The 23,346-nt window shown below is 64.0% G+C and carries 19 protein-coding genes and 3 pseudogenes; 8 read left to right on the forward strand and 14 right to left on the reverse strand.

Translation table 11 applies throughout. From position 1 onward, the window contains the following. Nucleotides 1-239: 239 nt before the first annotated feature. From amaA to LN139_RS24985, 3 genes are all read right to left on the reverse strand, one after another. Nucleotides 240-1,532: an L-pipecolate oxidase gene (gene amaA / locus LN139_RS20935; protein ID WP_236356543.1), complete on the reverse strand. Its 1,293-nt coding sequence runs from the start codon at nt 1,530-1,532 to the stop codon at nt 240-242. A 121-nt stretch (nt 1,533-1,653) separates the two neighbouring features. Continuing rightward, nucleotides 1,654-3,144, reverse strand: coding sequence for an L-piperidine-6-carboxylate dehydrogenase (gene amaB / locus LN139_RS20940; protein WP_236356545.1), 1,491 nt, complete (start codon nt 3,142-3,144; stop codon nt 1,654-1,656). Nucleotides 3,145-3,237: 93 nt separating this feature from the next. Continuing rightward, entirely contained in the window at nt 3,238-3,369 is a 132-nt protein-coding gene (locus LN139_RS24985; protein WP_268944778.1) for a hypothetical protein, read from the reverse strand. A gap of 21 nt (nt 3,370-3,390) precedes the next feature. Between LN139_RS24985 and hglS the strand changes: the two genes are divergently transcribed. After that, nucleotides 3,391-4,764, forward strand: coding sequence for a 2-oxoadipate dioxygenase/decarboxylase HglS (gene hglS, locus LN139_RS20945; RefSeq protein ID WP_236356547.1), 1,374 nt, complete (start codon nt 3,391-3,393; stop codon nt 4,762-4,764). Here hglS and LN139_RS20950 read toward each other — a convergent pair whose 3' ends face one another. Together LN139_RS20950 and LN139_RS20955 are read right to left on the reverse strand one after the other, a co-directional pair. Then, the gene (locus LN139_RS20950; protein ID WP_236356549.1) at nt 4,765-5,307 is read right to left on the reverse strand and encodes a putative glycolipid-binding domain-containing protein; all 543 of its coding nucleotides are present in this window, start codon (nt 5,305-5,307) and stop codon (nt 4,765-4,767) included. 71 nt (nt 5,308-5,378) lie between these two features. Next, a complete protein-coding gene (locus LN139_RS20955; protein WP_236356551.1) occupies nt 5,379-5,654 on the reverse strand; it encodes an HU family DNA-binding protein in 276 nt (91 codons plus the stop codon). Between the two features lie 291 nt (nt 5,655-5,945). Here LN139_RS20955 and LN139_RS20960 point away from each other — a divergent pair. The 5 genes and pseudogenes from LN139_RS20960 to LN139_RS20980 all read left to right on the forward strand — a co-directional run. Further along, a pseudogene (locus LN139_RS20960) lies at nt 5,946-6,488 on the forward strand (chorismate--pyruvate lyase family protein); the annotation flags it as partial. A 27-nt stretch (nt 6,489-6,515) separates the two neighbouring features. Beyond that, nucleotides 6,516-7,410 (forward strand): annotated as a pseudogene (gene ubiA / locus LN139_RS20965) (4-hydroxybenzoate octaprenyltransferase). A 110-nt stretch (nt 7,411-7,520) separates the two neighbouring features. After that, the gene (phoB, locus tag LN139_RS20970) at nt 7,521-8,210 is read left to right on the forward strand and encodes a phosphate regulon transcriptional regulator PhoB (protein ID WP_236356552.1); all 690 of its coding nucleotides are present in this window, start codon (nt 7,521-7,523) and stop codon (nt 8,208-8,210) included. Between the two features lie 33 nt (nt 8,211-8,243). Then, nucleotides 8,244-9,602, forward strand: a complete 1,359-nt coding sequence (gene phoR, locus LN139_RS20975) for a phosphate regulon sensor histidine kinase PhoR (protein WP_236356553.1) — start codon at nt 8,244-8,246, stop codon at nt 9,600-9,602. A gap of 109 nt (nt 9,603-9,711) precedes the next feature. Further along, on the forward strand, nt 9,712-11,052 hold the full coding sequence (locus LN139_RS20980; RefSeq protein ID WP_236356554.1) for a hemolysin family protein: 1,341 nt from the start codon (nt 9,712-9,714) through the stop codon (nt 11,050-11,052). On the opposite strand, the gene LN139_RS20985 is transcribed toward LN139_RS20980, so the two are convergent. The 8 genes and pseudogenes from LN139_RS20985 to LN139_RS21020 form a co-directional block, all read right to left on the reverse strand. Beyond that, nucleotides 11,053-11,952: a peptidoglycan DD-metalloendopeptidase family protein gene (locus LN139_RS20985; RefSeq protein WP_236356555.1), complete on the reverse strand. Its 900-nt coding sequence runs from the start codon at nt 11,950-11,952 to the stop codon at nt 11,053-11,055. It lies immediately after the preceding gene. A gap of 53 nt (nt 11,953-12,005) precedes the next feature. After that, nucleotides 12,006-12,917: a response regulator gene (locus LN139_RS20990; RefSeq protein ID WP_236356556.1), complete on the reverse strand. Its 912-nt coding sequence runs from the start codon at nt 12,915-12,917 to the stop codon at nt 12,006-12,008. A gap of 172 nt (nt 12,918-13,089) precedes the next feature. Next, entirely contained in the window at nt 13,090-13,851 is a 762-nt protein-coding gene (gene phoU / locus LN139_RS20995; protein ID WP_236356559.1) for a phosphate signaling complex protein PhoU, read from the reverse strand. Between the two features lie 57 nt (nt 13,852-13,908). After that, nucleotides 13,909-14,745: a phosphate ABC transporter ATP-binding protein PstB gene (gene pstB, locus LN139_RS21000; RefSeq protein WP_236356568.1), complete on the reverse strand. Its 837-nt coding sequence runs from the start codon at nt 14,743-14,745 to the stop codon at nt 13,909-13,911. Nucleotides 14,746-14,773: 28 nt separating this feature from the next. Continuing rightward, nucleotides 14,774-16,429, reverse strand: a complete 1,656-nt coding sequence (pstA, locus tag LN139_RS21005; RefSeq protein WP_236360548.1) for a phosphate ABC transporter permease PstA — start codon at nt 16,427-16,429, stop codon at nt 14,774-14,776. Nucleotides 16,430-16,457: 28 nt separating this feature from the next. Then, nucleotides 16,458-18,743 (reverse strand): ABC transporter permease subunit, encoded by a 2,286-nt coding sequence (locus tag LN139_RS21010; protein WP_236356570.1) that lies wholly within the window; start codon nt 18,741-18,743, stop codon nt 16,458-16,460. A 102-nt stretch (nt 18,744-18,845) separates the two neighbouring features. Beyond that, a pseudogene (locus LN139_RS21015) lies at nt 18,846-19,774 on the reverse strand (phosphate ABC transporter substrate-binding protein PstS family protein); the annotation flags it as partial. A gap of 187 nt (nt 19,775-19,961) precedes the next feature. Beyond that, a complete protein-coding gene (locus tag LN139_RS21020; RefSeq protein WP_236356572.1) occupies nt 19,962-21,251 on the reverse strand; it encodes an MFS transporter in 1,290 nt (429 codons plus the stop codon). Nucleotides 21,252-21,408: 157 nt separating this feature from the next. Here LN139_RS21020 and LN139_RS21025 point away from each other — a divergent pair, with 157 nt between their 5' ends. After that, nucleotides 21,409-21,810, forward strand: coding sequence for an acyl-CoA thioesterase (locus LN139_RS21025; protein WP_097088042.1), 402 nt, complete (start codon nt 21,409-21,411; stop codon nt 21,808-21,810). Nucleotides 21,811-21,870: 60 nt separating this feature from the next. Further along, a complete protein-coding gene (locus LN139_RS21030) occupies nt 21,871-22,770 on the forward strand; it encodes a D-hexose-6-phosphate mutarotase (RefSeq protein WP_236356574.1) in 900 nt (299 codons plus the stop codon). On the opposite strand, the gene LN139_RS21035 is transcribed toward LN139_RS21030, so the two are convergent. Continuing rightward, the gene (locus tag LN139_RS21035; RefSeq protein WP_236356576.1) at nt 22,767-23,303 is read right to left on the reverse strand and encodes a DUF3299 domain-containing protein; all 537 of its coding nucleotides are present in this window, start codon (nt 23,301-23,303) and stop codon (nt 22,767-22,769) included. The genes LN139_RS21030 and LN139_RS21035 overlap by 4 nt on opposite strands. Nucleotides 23,304-23,346: the final 43 nt, after the last annotated feature.

Here is a 23,346-nt window from a genome sequence, read left to right on the forward strand (position 1 = left end):
AATGACGGGAAGGAAAAAACGCGCCCAGAACATCCCTGAAATGGCACATTGATATCGAAAATTCTATTTCGACGTGTTTCTGTCGTCAATGTTCCGACAATGCCATATGTCAGGTTTTGCCGCGAACGGGCAAATCAGCCGCAGCCGTTGGCAGGGATGCCACCGCAATTTCGGAGAGTTGGGCGTTGAAAATTACGCTCGCCATCGGTTGTGCGGGTGGGCAATGGCGAGCGCTTGAACTAGAGAACCACCCGCAGGCACTGCCCTGCGTGGTACAGCGAAAACCCGGTCTCGTAGAACGCCGTCCGCAATGCCGGCACGCTGACTGGCGTATTGGCCGAGAACGGCACTGGCAGCTCATCGGCCCGCTGCGTCAGCAGAAACTGCGCCAACGCCCGCCCGAGCACGGTGCCGGTGGTATTGCCGCGGCCGTTGTAACCGGTCACGGCCACCAGGCCGGCCGCCGGCTCGTAGAGGCGCATCAGGTGGTCGGGGGTGAAGTCGATCACGCCGGTCCAGTGCATTTCCCACTCCACCTTGCCGAGGCTGGGGAAGTAGTGGCGCTGGATGCGATCGGCCCAGCCCTTGATGAACCAGCCGGGTTTGTTGTCCACCCGGCCCAGGCTGCCCAGCAGCAGGCGGCCCTGCTCATCGCGGCGGATGCTGCTGAGCACGGTGCGGGTGTCCCAGGAGCCTTGGCCGTGAGGCAGTACGCGCTCAGCCGCGGCCCCTTCCAGCGGGCGCGATGCGACCTGGTAGTAATAGCCGCGGAAGTGGTTGTTGCGGATCTGGCTCCATTCACCTTCGGTATAAGCGCCGGTCGACAGCACCACCTGGTCGGCGAGCACGCTGCCGTTGGCGGCTTTGACCCGCCAGGCGAAGCCTTCACGCACCAGGGCGGTAACAGGCGAATCTTCCAACAGCACGCCGCCCAGGCGCCTCACCGCATCGGCCAGGCCACGGGTGTAGGCCATGGGGTTGATGGTGCCGGCGCGGTGGTCGAGCAGTGCGGCGTCGACCTTGTCGGTGCCACAGTATTCGACGCAACGGGCGCCGGTGAGCAGCTCGACGTGAGCGCCACGCCGGCTCCATTGCTCGTGGCGCGCCTGCAGGTCGGCAACGCCGGTGGCGTTGTGGGCCATGTGCAAGGTGCCTTCGTTGCGCGCCTGGCAGTTGATGCCGTGGCGGCGGATCATCTCGAAGACTTCGGCAGGGGCGTTGCCCAGCACGCTGTTCAATCGCTCGCCCTGAGTGGTGCCGAGGGTGGCGGCCACGTCGTCGGGCTTGATCCAGGTGCCGGCGTTCACCAGCCCGACGTTGCGGCCCGAGCCGCCGTGGCCGACACGGTGAGCGTCGAGCAGGATGACGCGCTTGCCTTGTTCGAGCAGGTGAATGGCTGCGCACAGGCCGGTGATGCCGGCGCCGATCACGCAGACGTCGGCGCTGTGCTCACCGGTGAGCGGCTGGGCCGGCGCAGGTGGGGGGAGTATGTGTTCCCACAGGCATTTCTGGTGGAGCGCGTTGGTGGCCATGGTCTTGAAGTCCTGGGGAAGGCCTGGAGGCCGCATCGCCCGGCGAGCCGGCCTCCCACGTCGTGCCCCTGAAACTTGGTGGGAGGGCGGCTTGCCGCGCGACGTGCCGGCAAGGTCGGCGTCAGTCGAACACGATGCCCTGCGCTAGCGGCAGTTCGCGGGAGTAGTTGATGGTGTTGGTCTGGCGGCGCATGTAGGCCTTCCAGGCATCGGAGCCGGATTCACGGCCGCCGCCGGTTTCCTTCTCGCCACCGAAGGCACCGCCGATCTCGGCGCCGCTGGTGCCGATGTTGACGTTGGCGATGCCGCAGTCGCTGCCGGCCGCGCTCTGGAAACGCTCGGCCTCGCGCAGGTCGGTGGTGAAGATGCACGACGACAGGCCCTGCGGCACTTCGTTGTTCAGCGCCAGCGCCTGTTCGAAATCGTCATAGCCCAGCACATAAAGAATCGGCGCAAAGGTTTCATGGCGCACCACGGCGCTCTGCCCGGGCATTTCGACGATGGCCGGCGCCACGTAGTAGCCGTTGGGGTAGCGCTCGGCCAGTTGGCGCTCGCCGCCGAACACTGCACCGCCTTCGTCGCGGGCCTGGGCCAAGGCGTTCTGCATGGCCTGGAACGAGGCTTTGTCGATCAGCGGGCCTACCAGGTTGTTTTCACGCGGGTCGCCGATGCGCACCTTGCCGTAGGCGGCCTTGACGCGCTCGACCAGCTCGGCCCTGATCGAGTTGTGCACGATCACCCGGCGCAGGGTGGTGCAGCGCTGGCCGGCGGTGCCGACGGCAGAGAAGAGAATGCCGCGAACGGCCAGGTCCAGGTCGGCGCTCGGGGCGACGATCATGGCGTTGTTGCCGCCCAGCTCCAGGATGCTGCGGCCGAAGCGGGCCGCCACGCGTGGGCCCACTTCACGGCCCATGCGGGTGCTGCCGGTGGCACTGACCACGGGTACGCGCGGGTCGTCAACCAGGGCTTCGCCCGCATCGCGTGCACCGATCAGCACCTGCGCCAGGTTGGCGGGCGCGCCTTCGAAACGGGCCAGGGCCTTGTCGAAGAGTGCCTGGCAGGCGATGGCGGTAAGCGGGGTTTTCTCGGAAGGCTTCCATACCACCGAGTTTCCGCACACCAGCGCCAGGGCGGTGTTCCAGGCCCACACCGCGACCGGGAAGTTGAAGGCGCTGATCACCCCGACCACACCGACCGGGTGCCAGGTTTCACGCATGTGGTGGCCTGGGCGTTCGGAGGCGATGGTCAGGCCGTAGAGCTGGCGCGACAGGCCGACGGCGAAGTCGCAGATGTCGATCATTTCCTGCACTTCACCCAGGCCTTCCTGGGTGATCTTGCCGGCTTCGACACTGACCAGCTCGCCCAGGTCGGCCTTGTGTTCGCGCAACACCTCGCCGAACAGGCGCACCAGCTCTCCACGGCGCGGCGCCGGTACGCTGCGCCAGGCAAGGAAGGCCTCATGCGCCAGGCCGATGCTGCGCTCTGCCTCAGCCTTGCTCACCAGCGCAACAGCACCGAGCTGGCTGCCGTCGATGGGGGTGAAGACAGGGTGGCCACCTTGCTGGTAGGCAGTGGCGGGAACACCCAGGCGCTTGAGCAGGCCGTCGATCATGAGAACTCTCCTGTGAAACCGGTGAATAAACGGAACATGGCAGCGAGTATCAGCTGGGCTGCACAAGGCAACAAGCGAGGAATAGGCAGCACATCATTCCCTGGCGGAATCCGAAAACATCCGTCCATACAGCTTGAAGGAGCGCACTTCGCCACTTTCAGGAATGACCCCACGCCTTTTTTTCGCTTGCGGGCGGTGCCGGTTCAACGCTTTGATGATAGCCATCCCACCCGCCGGAGACAGCCCATGCCCGCTTCAGGTTTTGCCCACCCAGATGACATCCGCGCCCGCTTTTCACGTGCGATGTCCGAGATGTACAAGCAGGAGGTGCCGCTGTACGGCACGCTGCTGGAGCTGGTGGCGCAAACCAACGAACAGGTGCTGGCGGCAGATCCCGCGCTGCACGAGCGGCTGCGCCACAACGGCGAGCTGGAGCGCCTCGACGCTGAGCGCCATGGCGCGATCCGGGTGGGCACGGCGCAGGAGCTGGCCACCCTCGCCCGCCTGTTCGCCGTGATGGGCATGCAGCCGGTGGGCTATTACGACCTCACGCCGGCCGGGGTGCCGGTGCATTCCACCGCGTTCCGAGCGGTGCACGAGCAATCTCTGGCGGTCAGCCCGTTCCGGGTGTTCACCTCGCTGCTGCGCCTGGAGTTGGTCGACAACGCCGAGCTGCGCGAACAGGCCGCCGCCATTCTTGCGCGCCGGCAGATCTTTACCCCGCGCGCGCTGGCGTTGATCGAACAGCACGAACGCGTCGGCGGGTTGGATGAAGCCCAGGCCGAGGAATTCGTAGAGCAGGCGCTGGAAACCTTCCGCTGGCACCAGCGCGCGACGGTCACCGCGCAGCAGTATCAACAGTTGCACGACCAGCACCGGCTGATCGCCGACGTGGTGGCGTTCAAAGGCCCGCACATCAACCACCTGACGCCGCGCACGCTGGACATCGACCAGATCCAGGCCGGGATGCCAGCGCGCGGGATCACCCCCAAGGCCGTGATCGAAGGCCCACCGCCGCGCAAGGAGCCGATCCTGCTGCGCCAGACCAGCTTCAAGGCGCTGCAGGAGCGTGTCGCGTTCACCGACCAGGCGGGCACGGAGGGCAGCCACACCGCCCGCTTCGGCGAAATCGAACAGCGCGGCGCAGCGCTTACGCCAAAAGGGCGCGCGCTTTACGACGAGCTGCTGGCAACCTCGCGCGATGCACTGGCCGGTGTGCCCAGCGAAGGCAACGCCGAGCAGTACATGCGCTTGCTGGGCGAGCACTTCTCAGCGTTCCCGGACGATGCCCGCCAGATGCGCGAACAAGGCCTCGCCTGGTTTCGCTATGTACCGACGGCCAGCGGGCTGCGCCTGCGGCCATTGCAGGGTGGGCTGGATGAGTGGATTGCCGCCGGCCATGTGGCGTTCGAACCTATCGTTTACGAAGACTTTTTGCCGGTCAGCGCGGCAGGGATTTTCCAGTCGAACCTGGGTGATGGCGCGCAAAACGATTACGGGCAGAACGCCAACCAGGCGCAGTTCCAGCACGCGCTGGGGCGCGAGGTGATCGATGAAATGGCGCTGTATGACGCCACCGAACGGCGCTCGATCGAGGCTTGCCTTGCACAGCTGCGCTGATCAGGGAATGCGGGTGAACAAGCCGGGGTAGTCGATCACGACGCCATCGTTATCCAGTTCTATCTGGGCCTTGAAGGGTGTGTCGAGGCTCTCGTAGAGAAACCATTTGTTCGGCTCGATGCAGGTGTAACGTTGCTCGACAGCGCGCACCTCAAGGCTCGGCACACTGACATACGCCATGCGCAAGGTGCGGCTCTGGCCGGCCTGCCAGTCGAGCCGGCGGATCGGCAGGGTGTTGGTGAAGGGGGTGATGGCGATGTCGGCATCGATACAGCCGTCGAGCGCGGGCAGCGGAACATCGCTTTCCACATCTCGCCAATGGCCGTTGCCGTCAGACCATAACCGCAGTGAGGGGGTGCCGGACGGGCTGGCGATATCGAGCAGGCGCGTTTGCCACTGCGCATCGACGCTAAGGGTGTAGATGAAGGCGTAGTCGTCGCCGATCACAACACTGTTGGCCATGACCTGGCTTTCGCGAAACGTCAGCGCCAGGTGCTCGATGCCCCGCCCCTGTTGAGCTTCCCAGCGAAATACCTTACTCATCAGCGCCTACCCCCGGCATCGCGACCGTGTACCACAGTGACACGGCCGCTGCGCTGCAGGTTCCTGGCCGGTCAGGAGACCAGGCACTCCTTGAGGAACTTGCCCGGCTTGAAGGCCACGGTGTTGCTTGCGCGGATCTTCACCGGCTCACCGGTTTGCGGATTCTTGCCCTGGCGCGCGCCACGGTGGCGTTTTTCGAACGTACCAAAGCCGACCAGGGTGACGTTCTCGCCCTTGCTGACCCCCAGCGTGATCTGCTCCAGCAGCACGTTCAGCACTTCGTTGGCTTTGTCTTTGGTGAGATCGGCGCGCTCAGCGATAACGGCGGCCAGTTCGGGTTTGCGCATGTAAGAAACCTCTTTTCGGTTTTTGTTGTTATGCGCCCCGCGCTCTGGCGGGGCTGGCCCGGGCGCAGGCTCTGCCGCGCGGCGGGTAGCGGTGAGAATGGCATGGCCCTGCCTGCCGCGCCAGTGGGCTTTGCCGCTTTGCTGCGCTCGGGCAATGCTGTTTCGGACGGAGTGCAGGCTATTTTCGCCAAGGGCCAGCCGTAGCCGCCCCAGGGCAGGCGCCGCAGCGGCTCAACCCGCTTGGCAAACATGCTAAGCTCCAGGCCCTTATCATTGCCTGCCAATGCCACCGTGCCAGCCTCTTTCTCGCCAGACGAGCCCGTTATCTGGGCACCCGATGCCGACCAAGCCTCCGCCAGCGTGCGGCAATGGCTGTTCGACGCAGGTTCCTTGACCCAGCGCCTCACCCTTGCCTCCGAGCACCGCTTTACCGTCACGCCCTTGCGTGAAGGTTGGCAGCCTTTGCGCACCGACGAGTGCCAGGCACTGGGCCTTGCCCAGGGCAGCGAGGGTTGGGTGCGTGAGGTGTTTCTGCGCGGGCGTGGCGAGCCCTGGGTGTTCGCCCGCAGCGTCGCCGGCCGCCAGGCGCTGGAGGCATGTGACTTCGCATTGCAGGCTTTGGGTACTCGGTCGCTGGGGCAACTGCTGTTCAGCGACCCGGCCTTCGCCCGCCAGCCGTTCGAAACCTGCCGTTATCCCTACCGCTGGTTGCCGCGCGAAGTGGCTGCTCACGATCTGTGGGCGCGGCGGTCGCGCTTCGACCGCCAGGCCGCTGGCCAGCCGGGGCTTGCAGTACTGGTAACCGAGGTGTTCCTGCCTACCCTGTGGCGTGCCACCGGGTTGCCCGAGCGAGGCCTGCTGATGCTTTACCAACAGATGTTGCGCTCACTCAACCGCCTGCACCCGCGCGCCTGGGACTTCATCCAGCTGGCCCGGGTCGACAAGCCCATCGGCATCTACCTGCTGCTGTGGCCCACACTCTGGGCGCTGTGGATTGCCGGCGATGGCTCACCGTCGCTTGGCAACGTGCTGATCTTCGTACTCGGCGTGTTCATGATGCGAGCCGCCGGTTGCGTCATCAACGACTTCGCCGACCGCAAGGTCGACGGCCACGTCGAACGCACCGAGCAGCGCCCACTGGTCAGCGGCCGGGTGCGCAGGCCGCGAGGCGCTGGTGTTCTTCGCCGTATTGGTGCTGGCCAGCTTCGCGCTGGTGCTGTGCACCAATGCTACCACCGTATGGCTGTCGTTCGGGGGCTTGCTGATCGCCTTCTGCTACCCGTTCATGAAGCGCTATACCCACTACCCGCAAGTGGTGTTGGGCGCGGCCTTTTCCTGGGGCATGCCGATGGCGTTCACCGCCGAAACCGGCCACGTGCCCTCCGCCGCGTGGTTGCTGTACCTGGCCAACCTGGCCTGGACGGTCGCCTACGACACTTACTACGCCATGACCGACCGCGACGACGACCTGCGCATCGGCGTTAAGTCCACTGCAATCCTGTTCGGCAACTCCGACCGCCTGATCATCGCCATCCTTCAAGGGCTGATGGTGGCTTGCCTGTTGCTGGCAGGTGTGCGCTTCGGGCTGGGCGGCTGGTTTCACCTCGGCATTGCCGTGGCAGTGGGCTGTTTCGCCTGGCAATCCTGGAAAACCCGTACCCGCGAACGCATGGCCTGCTTCGAAGCGTTCCTGCATAACCACTGGGCGGGGTTGGCCATTTTCGTGGGGCTGGTGCTGGACTACGCCCTGCGCTGACGTGCCCTGGCGGGCATTTCAGGCAAGTGCCCAAGGAACATCTGTCACATCGCTGCAATAATTCCGTTATCTAATGCTGCGCATTGCAGAAGATTGACACGAGGTTAAGCATGGTTGGCAGAAGCATTCTCATCGTCGACGACGAAGCCCCGATCCGCGAGATGATCGCCGTCGCCCTTGAAATGGCTGGCTATGATTGCCTCGAGGCCGAAAGCGCGCCCCAGGCTCACGCCATCATCGTCGACCGCAAGCCCGACCTCATCCTGCTCGACTGGATGCTGCCCGGCACCTCCGGCATCGAGCTGGCGCGCCGCCTCAAGCGTGACGAGCTCACTGCGGGCACGCCGATCATCATGCTCACGGCCAAAGGTGAGGAAGACAACAAGATCCAGGGCCTGGAAGTGGGCGCCGATGACTACATCACCAAGCCTTTCTCCCCGCGCGAACTGGTAGCACGTCTGAAGGCTGTACTGCGCCGTGCCGGCGCCAGCGATGGCGAAACGCCGATCGAGGTGGGCGGGCTGCTGCTGGATCCTGTGAGCCATCGCGTGACCATCGACGGCCGCCCGGCCGAAATGGGCCCTACCGAATACCGCCTGCTGCAGTTCTTCATGACCCACCAGGAACGCGCTTATACTCGTGGCCAGCTGCTCGACCAGGTCTGGGGCGGCAACGTCTACGTGGAAGAGCGAACGGTCGATGTGCATATCCGCCGCCTGCGCAAGGCACTGGGCGACGCCTACGAGAACCTGGTACAGACCGTTCGCGGCACGGGTTACCGTTTCTCCACCAAGAGCTAGCACGCCTGGCTCTGCCGAAGGGATGCGCGGTAATTGAATCAGAACTGGCTCGGTATCCTGATACGCCACCTGGCGCTTCTGGTTACCGCGTGCCTGCTGGTGGGCCTTATCACCAACCACTACGGTGCCAGCCTGGCCGTAGGCCTGGGGCTTTACCTGGCCGCCACGCTCAAGCAATTGCTGCGCCTGAACCACTGGCTCAAACACCAGAAGCCCGATGAGCCGCCGCCCGAAGCCGGCGGCCTGTGGGGCGATGTGTTCGACAGCATCTACACCGTGCAACGTCGCGACATCCGTGCCCGCGACCGCCTGCAAGCCTTGATCGACCGTGTACAGGACTCCACCGCCGCCCTGCGCGATGGGGTGATCATGCTCGACAGCGACGGCAACCTGGAGTGGTGGAACAACGCCGCCGAAACCCTCCTGGGGCTGCGCTCGCCCGGCGACGGCGGCCAGCCGATCACCAACCTGGTGCGCAACCCGCGGTTTTTCGAGTACTTCCACGCGGGCAACTATGCCGAGCCCATCGAGATGGCCTCGCCCATTCAGGATCAGGTGCGCATTCAGCTGGTCATCACCCGCTACGGCAACAACGAACACCTGCTGGTGGTGCGCGACGTGACCCGTGTTCACCAGCTGGAGCAGATGCGCAAGGATTTCGTTGCCAACGTTTCCCATGAGCTGCGCACACCCCTGACGGTGATTACCGGTTACCTGGAAACCCTGCTCGACAACAGCGACGGCATCAACCCGCGCTGGCTGCGCGCCCTGCAGCAGATGCAGCAACAAGGCGGGCGCATGCAGACGCTGCTCAACGACCTGCTGCTATTGGCGCGCCTTGAAGCCACCGATTACCCCTCGGAAAACCAGCCCGTGGACGTACAGGCCCTGCTCAAGAGCATCGTCAGCGACGCCCGCGCGCTCTCCGGCGCGCGTGGCCATGACATCACTCTGGAAGTGGATGCCAACTGCTGGCTCAAGGGTAGCGAGCCGGAGTTGCGCAGCGCCTTCTCGAACCTGGTGTTCAACGCGGTGAAATACACCCCGGACAAGGGCCGGGTGCTGGTGCGTTTCTGGCAGGATGGCCAGGGCGCGCACCTGAGCGTGAAAGACTCGGGTATTGGTATCGAGGCGATGCACATCCCGCGGTTGACCGAACGCTTCTACCGTGTCGACTCCAGCCGAAACTCCAACACCGGCGGCACCGGCCTGGGCCTTGCGATCGTCAAGCACGTGCTGATGCGCCACCGTGGGCGCATGGAAATCGCCAGCGTGCCCAACCACGGCAGCACCTTCATCTGCCACTTCGCCCCGGCGCAGATCCCGCAGGCTCGTAACTTGCGTGCTGCCCGTTCGGTTGATCCAGAACAGGCCGATGGAACCCAAGGCTGATATTTGTTCTAGGCAATGCTTGCATCAGTCGCTAAATTGCAACGTTCGCGTGGGATTTTTCCCGTGCGTGCATCTCTAACGCTCTCTACGGACTACCAAACACCCCATCATGGACCCTTCCCCCGGTTTATCGCTGTACGCCCTGTTCGCCGACTTCGGCATGATCATCTTCGCTTTCGTCCTGGTACTGCTCAACGGCTTCTTCGTGGCCGCCGAGTTCGCCATGGTCAAGCTGCGCGCCACCAAGGTCGAAGGCATCGCCAAGCGCCATGGCTGGCGCGGGCGCATCCTGCGCACCGTTCACAGCCAGCTCGATGCCTACCTCTCTGCCTGCCAACTGGGCATCACCCTTGCCTCTCTGGGCCTGGGCTGGGTCGGCGAGCCGGCCTTCGCGCACCTGCTGGAGCCCGCCCTGGCGGCGGTGGGTGTGCAATCGCCGGAGGTCATCAAGGGTGCGTCGTTCTTCACCGCATTCTTCGTGATCTCCTACCTGCACATCGTGGTCGGCGAGCTGGCGCCCAAGTCCTGGGCGATTCGCAAGCCCGAGCTGCTGTCGCTGTGGACGGCAGTGCCGCTGTACCTGTTCTACTGGATGATGTACCCGGCCATCTGGCTGCTCAACGCCAGCGCCAACGCCATCCTGCGCATCGCAGGCCAGGGCGAGCCCGGGCCGCATCACGAACACCATTACAGCCGCGACGAACTCAAGCTGATCCTGCACTCCAGCCGTGGCCAGGACCCTTCCGACCAAGGCATGCGCGTGCTCGCCTCGGCGGTGGAGATGGGCGAACTCGAAGTGGTGGACTGGGCGAACTCCCGCGAAGACCTGGTGAGCCTTGAGCACAACGCCACGTTGCCGGAGATCCTGGAGCGGTTCCGCCGCCACAAGTACAGCCGCTTCCCGGTGTACAACAGCGACCTGGGCGAGTTCGTCGGCCTGTTGCACATCAAGGACCTGCTGCTGGAGCTCGCCGCCAAGGACTACACGCCCGAGCGTTTCGAGCTCGATGAGCTGCTGCGCCCGGTGGAGCGTGTCTCGCGGCATATGCCGTTGTCCGCCTTGCTGGAGCAGTTTCGCCAGGGCTCGGCGCACTTCGCATTGGTCGAGGAGGCCGATGGCAAGGTGATCGGCTACCTGACCATGGAAGATGTGCTGGAAGTGCTGGTCGGCGACATCCAGGACGAGCACCGCAAGGCCGAGCGCGGCGTGCTGGCCTACCAGCCTGGCAAACTGCTGGTGCGCGGCGACACACCGCTGTTCAAGCTGGAACGCCTCCTGGGCGTTGACCTGGACCACATCGAGGCGGAAACCCTCGCAGGGCTGGTTTACGACAGCCTCAAGCGCGTGCCCGAGGATGAGGAAGTGCTGGAGGTCGAAGGCCTGCGCATCATCATCAAGAAGATGAAAGGCCCGAAGATCGTGCTGGCCAAGGTGCTCAAGCTCGATTGATCAACGCTTGCCCAACGCGAAGTTGGGCAACGGCGCCACCGGCCGGTCGAACTGGTACGGGATCGACTCCAGCGCAAGGCCCGTATTGCGCTGCACCACGAAGTGCAGATGCGGGCCGGTGCTGTTGCCGGTATTGCCCGACTGGGCCAGCGCTGTGCCAACGCTCACACGCTGGCCTTCACGCACCACCACAGAACCCTGCATCAGGTGCAGGTAAACGCCCATGCTGCCGTCGTCGTGCAGGATGCGCACGAAGTTGCCTGCAGGGTTCTGCCCTCGCCCGCTCTGGCTGTTCTCCACCTTCACCACGGTGCCGGCGCGTGCGGCGATGATCGGCGTGCCCACCGGCATGGCGATGTCGAGGGCGTAGCGGCTTTTCGGCCCCGTATGGCTGTATTGGCCGTTGGCACCCTGGCTGATGTAGAAAGGCCCGCCCACCCACGGCAATGCATAGCGATAGCCGCCGACAGCGGAGCCGGGGTCGCCGAGGAAGTAATTGAATACCGGTGTGTAGCGAAGGGGGCGGCCAGCGTCCTGGGCCGCCAGGGTGAGCAGCGTGACCTGACCACGCGCCGGGATCACCCGGCTGATGCTCGCAGGCGCCCCCGCCACATTGCCCAGGCCCTTGAAGCTCAGGCGCACCTGCACCGGCGCGAACAGATCGTTGCGCGCGGTGAAGGTCACTTTGCCCCGTGCCTTGGTTTGCTCAAGGTGAACCTGGCGCTCAAGGTGCTCGTCCATGCGGTCGTTGAACACGAACACCTGCGCGCCCTTGGTGGGCTTGTCGGTGTAGTTGGTCACGCCGTTGGCATCGACGAATTTATAGACGGTAGGCCGCGCCCCGGCCGGTTGCGCAGCGAGGGCCAGAAGAAGCAATAGCAGGGTCGGGCGAATCGGCATGGCTATACCGCAGCAGTTGGCCCCCCGGAGCATAGCCGGGGGCCAATGCCGAGTCATGCCCCTGGGACGAAATGCTTCTGCGCGGTGCCGCGGGCGATCAGCCGCGACAGGTAGTCGAGCTTCTGCGCATCCTGGTCGACGAAGCGGAAGCTCAGCTGCAACCAGTCGCTATCGGGCTTGGGCTCGAAGGCCATGATGGCATGCAGATAACCATTGAGGCGCGCGGTCTCTGCGTTGTCACCCTGCTCGAGGTCGATCACTGCGTGCTCGAGCACCTGTGGCAATTGTTCGCCACGTTTGACCAGCAGCAGGGCCTCCTTGAGGCTCAGCGCTTTGATCACCGCCTGCATCGAGCCACCGCTGGCCAGGCGCAGTTGAGCCTGCCCGCGGCCGGACGGTGCTGCCGAGGCCGCTGCCGAGGCCGCTGCCGGGGCGGGCCGAGGTGCGGCTGCAGTCGCCGGAGCTGGCGCTGCCGCACGTGGGGCGACGGCCTCGGGGCGCCCACCGGTGAGGGCACTGAGCGACTCGTTCAAGGCGCTGGTCGGCGCCGGGCGTGCGCCACCACCGAGCAGCAAGTCGAGCTTGCCCGCCCGGTGCATGGCCTTTTTGATCTTGGTCAGCAATTGCTCGTTGGTGAACGGCTTGCCCACATAATCGGAAACGCCGGCCTGAATGGCCTGCACCACGTTTTCCTTGTCGCCACGGCTGGTTACCATAATGAATGGAACGCCCTTGCCGCTCTCCTGCTGGCGAAACCAGGTCAGCAACTCGAGGCCGGACATTTCCGGCATCTCCCAATCGCACAGCACCAGGTCGAAGCTTTCCTTGGCCAGCATGGCCTGGGCCTTGCGGCCGTTGACGGCGTCTTCGGTATGGATACCCGGAAACGCATTGCGCAGACACTTCTTCACCAGGTCGCGGATGAAGGGCGCATCATCCACAACCAGAACACTGACCTTAGCCATCGACCACTCCTGAAGATTACCCGCCCAGCATACCGCTGCTTAATGGCCAATTGCCAAACCAACGCCAAGCCAATGCCAAAAAAAGGGATGCCGCCCGCCGGCGGAACGTCAGCCTGCGTGTGACCCAGACAAAAACGCCCGGCCAAAGCCGGGCGCGGGAACGCAGGCAATCTCAGTTATCGCCCGCTTCAGGGGAAACATTAGCCCGTTCGGCACCGCCACGCTGAACTTCTTCGCGCATGCGCTCAAGGCCCAGATGGCGCACATCGGTGCCTTGCACCAGATAGATCACCAGCTCCGAAATGTTGCGCGCGTGATCACCGATGCGCTCCAGCGAACGCAGTACCCAGATCACGTTCAGCACGCGCGAGATCGAGCGCGGGTCTTCCATCATGAAGGTGACCAGCTCGCGCAACGCGGACTTGTATTCGCGATCGATGGTCTTGTCGTACTGAGCCACCGACAGGGCGAGGTCGGCATCGAAGCGGGCGAACGCATCCAGCGCATCACGCACCATCGCACGTACCTGGCCGCTGATGTGGCGTACTTCCACGTAGCCACGCGGCGACTCGCCTTCTTCGCACAGCTGGATCGCGCGCCGGGCGATCTTGGTGGATTCGTCACCGATGCGCTCCAGGTCGATCACCGACTTGGAGATGCTGATGATCAGCCGCAGATCGGAAGCGGCCGGTTGGCGGCGAGCGAGGATGCGCAGGCATTCCTCGTCGATGGTGCGCTCCATCTGGTTGATCTCGTCGTCGATATCACGCACTTGCTGGGCAAGGCCCGAATCGGCCTCGATCAGCGCGGTGACGGCGTCGTTGACCTGCTTCTCGACCAGGCCGCCCATGGCCAGCAGGTGGCTGCGAACCTCTTCGAGCTCGGCGTTGTACTGCTGGGAGATGTGGTGGGTGAGGCTGTGCTTGTCAATCATGATCTAAGCCCTTTGGAGCGTCCGGTGGGAGGGATAAGACAGCGTGCTGGGTTGTGTTCAGCCATAACGGCCGGTGATGTAGTCTTCGGTGTGCTTTTTGGCCGGGTTGGTGAACAAGGTGTCGGTATCGCCGAACTCCACCAGCCGGCCCATGTGCATGAAGGCGGTGTAGTCCGATACCCGCGCCGCCTGCTGCATGTTGTGCGTCACGATCACGATGGTGTAGCGCGATTTCAGTTCGTAGATCAGCTCTTCGACTTTCAGCGTAGAGATCGGGTCTAGCGCCGAGCATGGCTCATCGAGCAACAGCACCTGCGGCTCTACGGCGATAGTGCGGGCGATCACCAGGCGCTGCTGCTGGCCGCCCGACAAACCCAGCGCCGACTCGTGCAGGCGGTCCTTGACCTCATCCCACAGGGCCGCCCCGCGCAGCGCCCACTCCACCGATTCATCGAGCGCGCGTTTCTTGTTCATCCCCTGCAGGCGCAGCCCATAAACCACGTTCTCATAGATGGTCTTGGGGAACGGGTTGGGCTTCTGGAACACCATGCCCACACGGCGGCGCAGCTCCGCCACGTCCTGGCCCTTGGCATAGATGTTCTGGCCTTCCAGGCATACTTCGCCGGCCACGCGGCAGTCGTCGACCAGGTCGTTCATGCGATTGAAGGTGCGCAACAGGGTGGACTTGCCGCAACCCGACGGGCCGATGAAGGCCGTCACTCGCTGGCGCGGGATGCTCAGGGAAATGTCGAACAACGCCTGGCTCTTGGCGTAATGCAGGTTCAGCCCGCTGACCTGCAAGGCGATGTTCTGCGGCTCCAGCGCCTGGCTGCGGCTGCGTCGCTGGGCCGCCAGTTCCGCGCGGCCTCGTGGGGGTTGGGTATAACGCTCCATGGCAACTCTCTTCGATGCCCGGGCAGCCTCAGCTGTCCAGTGCCTTGTACTTCTCCCGCAGGCGGTTACGAATCGCCACGGCAGACAGGTTGAGCAGCGCGATCACCAGCACCAGCAACAAGGCGGTAGCGTAGACCAGCGGCCGCGCCGCTTCGACGTTGGGGCTCTGGAAGCCCACGTCGTAGATGTGAAAACCCAGGTGCATGATCTTCTGATCCAGGTGCACATAGGGGAAATTGCCATCGACCGGCAGTGAAGGGGCCAGCTTGACCACCCCCACCAACATCAGCGGGGCCACCTCGCCTGCGGCGCGCGCCACGGCCAGGATCATGCCGGTCATCATCGCCGGGCTCGCCATGGGCAGCACGACCTTCCACAGGGTTTCGGCCTGGGTAGCGCCCAGCGCCAGCGAGCCTTCGCGCAGGCTGCGCGGAATACGCGCCAGGCCCTCTTCGGTAGACACGATCACCACCGGCACCGCCAGCAATGCGAGGGTGAGCGAAGCCCAGAGCAGGCCCGGCGTGCCCAGCGTCGGCGCCGGCAGTGCCTCGGGAAAGAACAGCTGGTCGAGCGAGCCGCCGACCATGTAAACGAAAAAGCCCAGGCCGAACACACCGTAGACGATGGCCGGGACACCGGCCAGGTTGTTCACCGCGATGCGGATCAGCCGGGTCACCAGATTCTGCCGCGCGTACTCGCGCAGGTAGACCGCTGCAAGCACACCGAACGGCGTCACGATAATGGCCATGATCAGAGTCATCATCACCGTGCCGAAGATGGCCGGGAAAACACCACCCTCGGTATTGGCCTCTCGTGGCCCGGTACTGAGGAACTCCCAAAGCTTGGTGAAGTAAAAACCCGTTTTGTCCCACACGCCCATGCCGTTGGGCTGATAGGCATGCACCACTTGGCCGAGGTTGACCGTTACGGCTTTGCCGCCGGCCTCGGCCAGGGTGATGCTGTCGCGCTCGATCTGCTGGCGCAAGGTGTTGAGATGCGCCTCGACCTGTTGATAACTGGCCTTGAGCTCAGCCTCACGCGCTTCGCGGTCGGCCTGCGCTGATGCGTTGTGCTCGCCTTGCAACTGGTCCTTGCGCGCCTGCAGGCGCAAGCGCTCAAGCTGGTGGTTGATCGCGCTGATGTCCTTGCCCTGCAAGCGGTCGAGGTCAGCCTGCAACTGCTGCACACGCAGCAAACGCGGCTGCAGGGCGGCCCAGGCATCATTGCCTTGGGCTACGACCCGGCCATCCTCGCGCACGTCCATCAGCCGGCCGTAGAAGTTGCCCCATTCCCGCCGCTCCAATGCCACCAGGTCGGCGGGCGCCTGCGGTGCCTTCAGCCAATCGGCGATCACCCAGACGAAATCACTGCCGTAGACGTCGCGGTTGCCCACCTTGAGCAGCTCGCGGGTCATCATCGGCGGGCCATCGGCGCTCACCGGCAAGCCATTGGCCTGCAGCCGCTCGCGCGGCACGTCTTCACGCTGTACCACCTCGCCCACCAGCACCTGCGCCGGCAGGCCCGGCACCTGATAACTCGCTTGCTGAAGGTCGGCAGGCCAGAAATGCCCCAGGCCGCGTACTGCAATCACCAGCAGCAGGCCGACGGTCATGATGACGGCAGCCGAGACGGCGCCGGCGCTGAGCCACACCGCTGGCGCGCCACTGCTGACCCAACCGGTAATGTCTGTTTCTTCACCCTGCCTACCTTGATCACAGCGAGGAGTACTTCTTGCGAAGACGCTGGCGGATCACCTCGGCCAGGGTGTTCATCACGAAGGTGAACAGCAGCAACACCAACGCTGCCAGGAACAGCACCCGATAGTGGCTGGAGCCCACCTCAGCCTCGGGCATTTCGACGGCCACGTTGGCCGCCAGGGTACGCATGCCTTCGAACAGGTTCATGTCCATGATCGGCGTGTTGCCGGTGGCCATCAGCACGATCATGGTTTCACCGACCGCGCGGCCCAGGCCGATCATCAGCGCCGAGAAAATACCGGGGCTCGCGGTGAGGATCACTACACGCGTGAGCGTTTGCCAGGGCGTAGCGCCCAGTGCGAGCGAGCCGTGGGTAAGGCCGCGTGGCACGCTGAAGATGGCGTCTTCGGCGATCGAGTAGATGTTGGGGATCACCGCAAAGCCCATCGCCAGGCCCACCACCAACGCGTTGCGCTGGTCGAAGCCAAGGCCCAGATAAGTCCCCACCCACTGGCGCATGTCGCCATCGAACAGCAGGGTTTCGAGGCGCGGGCTCAGCCACAGCGACAACCCGGCCACCCCGAGAATGACTGGAATCAGAACCGCACTCTCCCAGCCAGGCTTCAGGCTCAGCCGCCAATCGGCCGGCAGGCGACTCCAGCACCAGCCTGCGAGCACAATGCCCACAGGCGTAAACAGCAACAGCGCAAATATGCCGGGCAGGTGCCCTTCGACGTAGGGCGCCAGGAACAGCCCGGCGATAAAGCCCAGGATCACCGTGGGCATCGCCTCCATCATCTCGATCACCGGCTTGACCTTGCGGCGCATGGGCGCGGCCATGAAATAGGCGGTGTAGATAGCGGCCGAGATGGCCAGCGGCGCAGCCAGCAGCATGGCGTAGAACGCAGCCTTCAGGGTGCCGAAGGTCAGCGGCGCAAGGCTCAGCTTGGGCTCGAAATCACTGTTGGCGGCGGTCGACTGCCAGACGTACTCGGGCTTGTCGTAGTTCTCGTACCACACCTTGTCCCAGAGCGCGCTCCAGGACACCTCCGGGTGCGGGTTGTGCAATGCGAAAGGGAACCAGCGGCCCTGCTCTTCGACCAGCACGTGGTCGGCCCGCGGCGACAGCGCCAGCGCTTCGCCGTGGCGCACCACCTGCTGGGTCAGCAGTGTGCGGTGTGCTGTGCTGTGGAACACTCCAAGCACGCCGTCGCGGTCCAGGGCAATGAAGCCCTTGCGGCGCTCTTCGGCACGGATGAAATCGATGGGCGCATCGCCGAGCTTGAAGTCGCGGATGTGGTTCAGCCGCGGCTCGCCGTCTACGTCCCGGGCCATGAACCATTGGCTGATGACGCCTTTGGAGGTGCCGATCATCAAGGAGGTGCCGCCCACCAGCTGGCGGCTGGCGGTCACTTCCGACTTGCCATCTTCGAGCAGCTTGTAGCGGCCATTGAGGCTGCGCTTGCGAAGGTCGAATACATCCGCCTGAGCGCGCCCGTTGAGTACGTAGAGCCATTGCTGGCGCGGGTCGAGAAACAGGGCTTTGGCCGGCTCGGCCATTTGCGGGAGCACGATATTGGCCTGCTCGCGGCGGGTTTGCCCGGCCAGATTGTCTTCGCGCTCGGCCACCGACAGCACGCTGAGCGTGGCGCCGCTTGAGGCAGCGATCAGCAGCGTGGTGTCCGATACGGTGATCGCTACGTTTTCCAACGGTTGGCCTTGGGTGTCCACTGTCAGTGGGGCCCTGCCGTAGGGAAACTCAAGCACCGGGCTGACCGTCTTGACGTTATCCGGGTACTCCAGCTTGTAGCTGCTGCGCATTACCAACGCCTCGCCGTTGGAAAGGCCCGCAACCAACCATGGCGTACCCGGCTGGCCCTTGGCGACCGAAACCAAGTGCGTGCCCGCAGGCACCGGCAGGGTGATGCGCTGCAGCGGCGCACCGCTTTGCGTATTGAAGAACACTGCCTCGCCCTGGCTCGATACCCGCAGCCCGACGAGGTTCTGTTCCTCGACGGTGAGCAACAGCGGCTTGCCGCTGTCCTTGAGCCAGGCAGGCGCCACCATGGGCTGAGCGCTGAGGCTGGCTCCCTGGAACAGGGGCAGCACGACCCATGCGAGGTAAAAGAAGATCAGAGTGACCGCCGCCAGAACACTCAGGCCGCCTACCAGCACATAGCCCCGCGTCAGCCGGTCGACCCACGCGCGCAGCCGGCGCTTGCGGCGAAACGCCGGCGCATTGAAGTCGATGCGGGGCGCCGGGTAGCCGGGCGCCACCGGTGGAGGGGTCAGGTCGTTCATCCGCACACCCTAACGGCGTCATGTGACAGAAAGATTACATCGATCAGGCATGCCAAACCCCCGTCGGCGCTAGGCGAAACGGGGGTCGGGCGTTGCCTGCCGTCAGAGAGCGGCAGGCGTTTTACCGGCGTTGAGCCCAAGCTCGGCCAGGGTGCGCTGCACCACTTTGGCCGGCAAAGGAATATAGCCATCCCTGACCACTACCTGCTGCCCCGCCTGGGACAGCATCAGCTTGATGAACTCGCCTTCCAGCGCAGGCAACGGCTGGTTGGGCGCCTTGTTCACATAAACGTACAGGTAACGCGCCAATGGATAGCTGCCATTGAGCGCGTTGGTTTCGTTGTCTTCTACATAAGGCCCGCCGGCCTGGCGCGCCAAGGGTACCGTGCGCACGCTGGCGGTGCGATAGCCGATCCCGAATAACCGATACCGTTGAGCGAACTGCTGATCGCCTGCACAACGGCCGCCGAACCCGGCTGCTCGTTGACGTTGGGCTTGAAGTCGCCCTTGCACAGCGCCTGTTCCTTGAAAAAGCCGTAGGTACCTGACACCGAATTGCGCCCGAACAATTGCAGGGACTTGTTCGCGAGGTCTCCCTTCACGCCCAGGTCACCCCAGCTCTTGACCTCGGCCGGCGCGCCACAGAGCCGGGTCGAGGAAAAGATCGCATCGGCCTGGGCCAGGGTCAGCCCGGGGATAGGATTGTCCTTGTGCACGAACAGCGCCAGGGCATCTACCGCGACCGGAACGGGCGTTGGCTTGTAGCCGTACTTCTGTTCGAAGGCCTGCAGCTCGACGTCCTTCATCTTGCGGCTCATCGGCCCCAGGTTGGAGGTGCCCGCAGTCAGTGCCGGGGGCGCCGTGGATGAGCCGGCTGCCTGGACCTGCACATTCACGCTGGGGTATTCGCGGCGAAAGGCCTCGGCCCAGAGTGTCATCACGTTGGCCAGCGTGTCGGAGCCGACGCTGTTGAGGTTGCCCGCGATACCGCTGGTTTTCTGGTACACCGCCAGGGCGGGGTCGACCTCGGCCTGCGCAACATTCAGGCCTGCCATGGCCAGGGCGAACACGCCCGCGTACAGCTTGAAGGTCATACCCGTACTCCCGGCAGGCTTTTGGAAAGGGCCAGAACGAGAGGTATCCGGCGGCGCCACTTTATGAAACTTGCATGACACTAATATGACTGGCCAGCTGCCACCCCGCCTGGGCCCACCTCGCTCAGCGTTTTTTAGCCAGCAGGTAAAGCCCCACCAGCACACCGATCACACACACGCCTGCTACATAAACGGCCGGGCCCATCGGATTGGTCTTCATCATGATACTGACCGCCATGGGCGTAAGGCCGCCGAAAATGGCATAGGCCAGGTTGTAGGAGAACGACAGCCCGCTGAAGCGGACCACCGGCGGGAATGCCTTCACCATCACATAAGGCACCGCACCGATGGTCCCGACCATCAGGCCTGTCAGGGCATAGAGCGGGAACAGCCAGTTCGGGTGGTCACCCAAGGTGTGATAGAGCAGCCAGGTGCACACGCCCAACCCCAGGCTCCCCACCACGAAGACTCGCCCGGCGCCGGCGCGATCCGCCCAATAGCCGGCACCGATGCAGCCCAGGCTCAGGAACACGATGGCAATGCTGTTGGCCTGCAACGCCTCGCGCGGGCTGAAGCCGAACAGCTTCTGCAACAGCGTGGGCGTCATCAGGATCACCACCACGATCGCGGCCGACAGCAGCCAGGTCAGCAGCATCGACACCACGACTGCACCCGGGTGGTCGCGCAGCACGGCGCGCAGTGGCAGTTCAGCGGCGAGGGCCTTGCGCTGCTGCAGCTCGGCGAACACTGGAGTTTCGTGCAGCCAACGGCGCAGGTAAACGGCGAAGAAGCCGAACACCCCGCCCAGCAGGAACGGGATGCGCCAGGCAAAATCCGCAAGCTGCTGAGCGTCATAAATGCTGTTGATGGCGGTGGCCACCAGCGAGCCGAGCAAGATGCCTGAGGTCAGGCCACAGGTCAGTGTGCCGCAGGCAAAGCCCACATTACGCCCGGGCACATGCTCGGAGACGAACACCCAGGCACCCGGCACTTCTCCGCCGATGGCAGCGCCCTGGATCACCCGCAGCACCAGCAGCAGAATCGGGGCGGCCATGCCAATCTGTGCGTACGTGGGTAACAGGCCCATCAGCAGGGTCGGCAACGCCATCATGAAGATGCTCAGGGTGAACATCTTCTTGCGCCCCAGCAGGTCACCGAAGTGCGCCATCACAATCCCGCCCAGCGGCCGGGCCAGGTAGCCCGCAGCGAAAATACCGAACGTCTGCACCTGGCGCAGCCAGTCAGGCATTTCAGCCGGGAAGAACAGGTTCCCCACCACCGTCGCGAAGAACACGAAGATGATGAAGTCGTAAAACTCGAGGGCGCCGCCCAAAGCGGCCAGGGAAAGCGTTTTGTAATCACTGCGAGTCAACGGCCGCGCGCTGGGCACGGCGTCGGAGGGCACACTGCTCATGGGATTTCTCTTATAAGTGAAGGCTGGCAGGCGTGCGAAGATAGCAAATAGCTTGAAAAAGCACATATATCTGTGGTTGAACGGTTATGCGCGCTAGTACAGCTCTATATACTGAGCCGCTTACCATCGTTCAACGCCTGGGCCAGAGGCACCCCGCATGATCGAACTCGAACAGGAAGATCCGATACCGCAAGGCGATCTGGCCTTGCAGATCACCGCCCTGCCGCGCGAAACCAACGGTTTCGGCGATATCTTCGGCGGCTGGCTGGTACAGCAGATGGACCTTGCCGGCACCGCCATGGCCAGCAAGCTGGCAGGTGGGCGCGTAGCAACGGTAGCCATCGACCGCATGGCCTTCCTGGTGCCTGTTTCGGTTGGCGCGCAGTTGTCGTTCTATACCCGCACACTGGAAACCGGCCGTAGCTCGATCCGCATGATGGTCGAGGTGTGGAGCGACGATCCGCTGTCCAGCGAGTGGCGCAAGGTCACCGAAGCCACCTTCGTGTTCGTTGCCATCGACAGCCGCGGCCGCACCCGCTCGGTGCCACGGCGCAGCTAAACTTGCCGGCGTGCGCGTGGTCAATCGCCCACGCAAAGCTCTCTGAACGAGGAAGTTCGAATGCCAACGCCGAAGGTCGAAGCCGTAACCCTGGGTGAACTCAAATGCTGGCGCATCGACGATGGCCGTGCTGAATTGCTGGTCACCGAGCAGGGTGCGCAGGTCGTCAGCTACCGCCGCCACGGCGAACAGCCGCTGATCTGGCTCAACGACCAGGCCACCTTCAAGCCTGGCACCCCGATCCGGGGCGGTGTGCCTGTTTGCTGGCCATGGTTCGGTAACCTTTCGAAGAACCCGGATTCGGTCCAGGCCATGCGCCAGGCAGAAGACGCAGCGCCAGCCCACGGCCTGGTACGTGCGATGAACTGGGTACTCGAGGGGATCGAAAGCGATCGTAGCCCAGTGCGCGTGACCTTCAGCCTGCCCCAGGCCAATGGCCAACTGCCTGGCTGGCCCCAGCAGGCCGAGCTGCGCCTGACCATCGAGCTAGGTGACGACCTGTCGATAGACCTGGCCACACGCAACCTCGGCCAACAGCCGATCACGCTGAGCCAGGCGCTGCACACCTACTTCGCCGTGAGCGACGTACGCCAGATCAGCGTGGACGAAGTCGACGGCCTGGATTACATCGAAACCCTCGAGAACTGGGAAACCCGTACCCAGGAAGGAGCACTGGAAGTGGCCGGGGAAACCGACCGCATCTACCTCGATACGCCCAAGCGCCTGGCCATCACCGACCACGAATGGAAGCGCCGAGTGCTGATCGACACTCACGGCTCGGCTTCAGCCGTTATCTGGAACCCATGGATCGAGCGCGCTGCCGCGTTCGTGGACATGGCCAACGACGGCTGGCAGCACATGTTCTGCATCGAGACTGCAAACGTGTTGGGCGATGTGGCCACCCTCGCACCGGGTGAAAGCCATAGCCTGGGCTATCGCCTGAGCAGCGAGCCGCTTTAAAGATCTTCTTCCTTCACGACGCGCACGGTCGACGCATCCATCGCATACGCAGCGTCGGCCATGTCGTTGCTCACCTTTTCCACCTTCAGCGTGCCGATCGCCCAAAGCGGCGTGTAGATATCAGCAAGCTTCAGCCCCTTGGGATAGCGCACCAGGATCAGCTGGTTAGGCGGTGGCGGCGGCACATGGATGCAGGCGCCCGGGTAGGGCACCAGGAAGAACAGCGTGCCTCGGCCCTTGGCGTCGGTCTCCAACGGCACCGGGTAGCCACCGATGCGGATCAGCTTGCCGTCCATGGCCGGGACTGTCTTTGTCGAGTACATCACCGCCGGCAAGCCCTTGGGGTTTTCCAGGCCGCCCTTGCCAGTGAATTGGCCAGCCGACTCCGGAGAGTTGTGGTCGATCTCGGGCATCTGCTCCAGCGCCTTCTGATCGGACTTGGGCATCAACGCCAACCAGTCGGTTTCCGGTGGCTCGGCAGCGATGGCCACGCCCGCCCATACACAAAGCCCGCATAACAACATTCGAAGCATCGATTACGCACCTATATCAAAAACGCGAAGATTGGTCTGACAG

Source organism: Pseudomonas sp. KNUC1026 (assembly GCF_021650705.1).
Taxonomy (GTDB): Bacteria; Pseudomonadota; Gammaproteobacteria; order Pseudomonadales; family Pseudomonadaceae; genus Aquipseudomonas.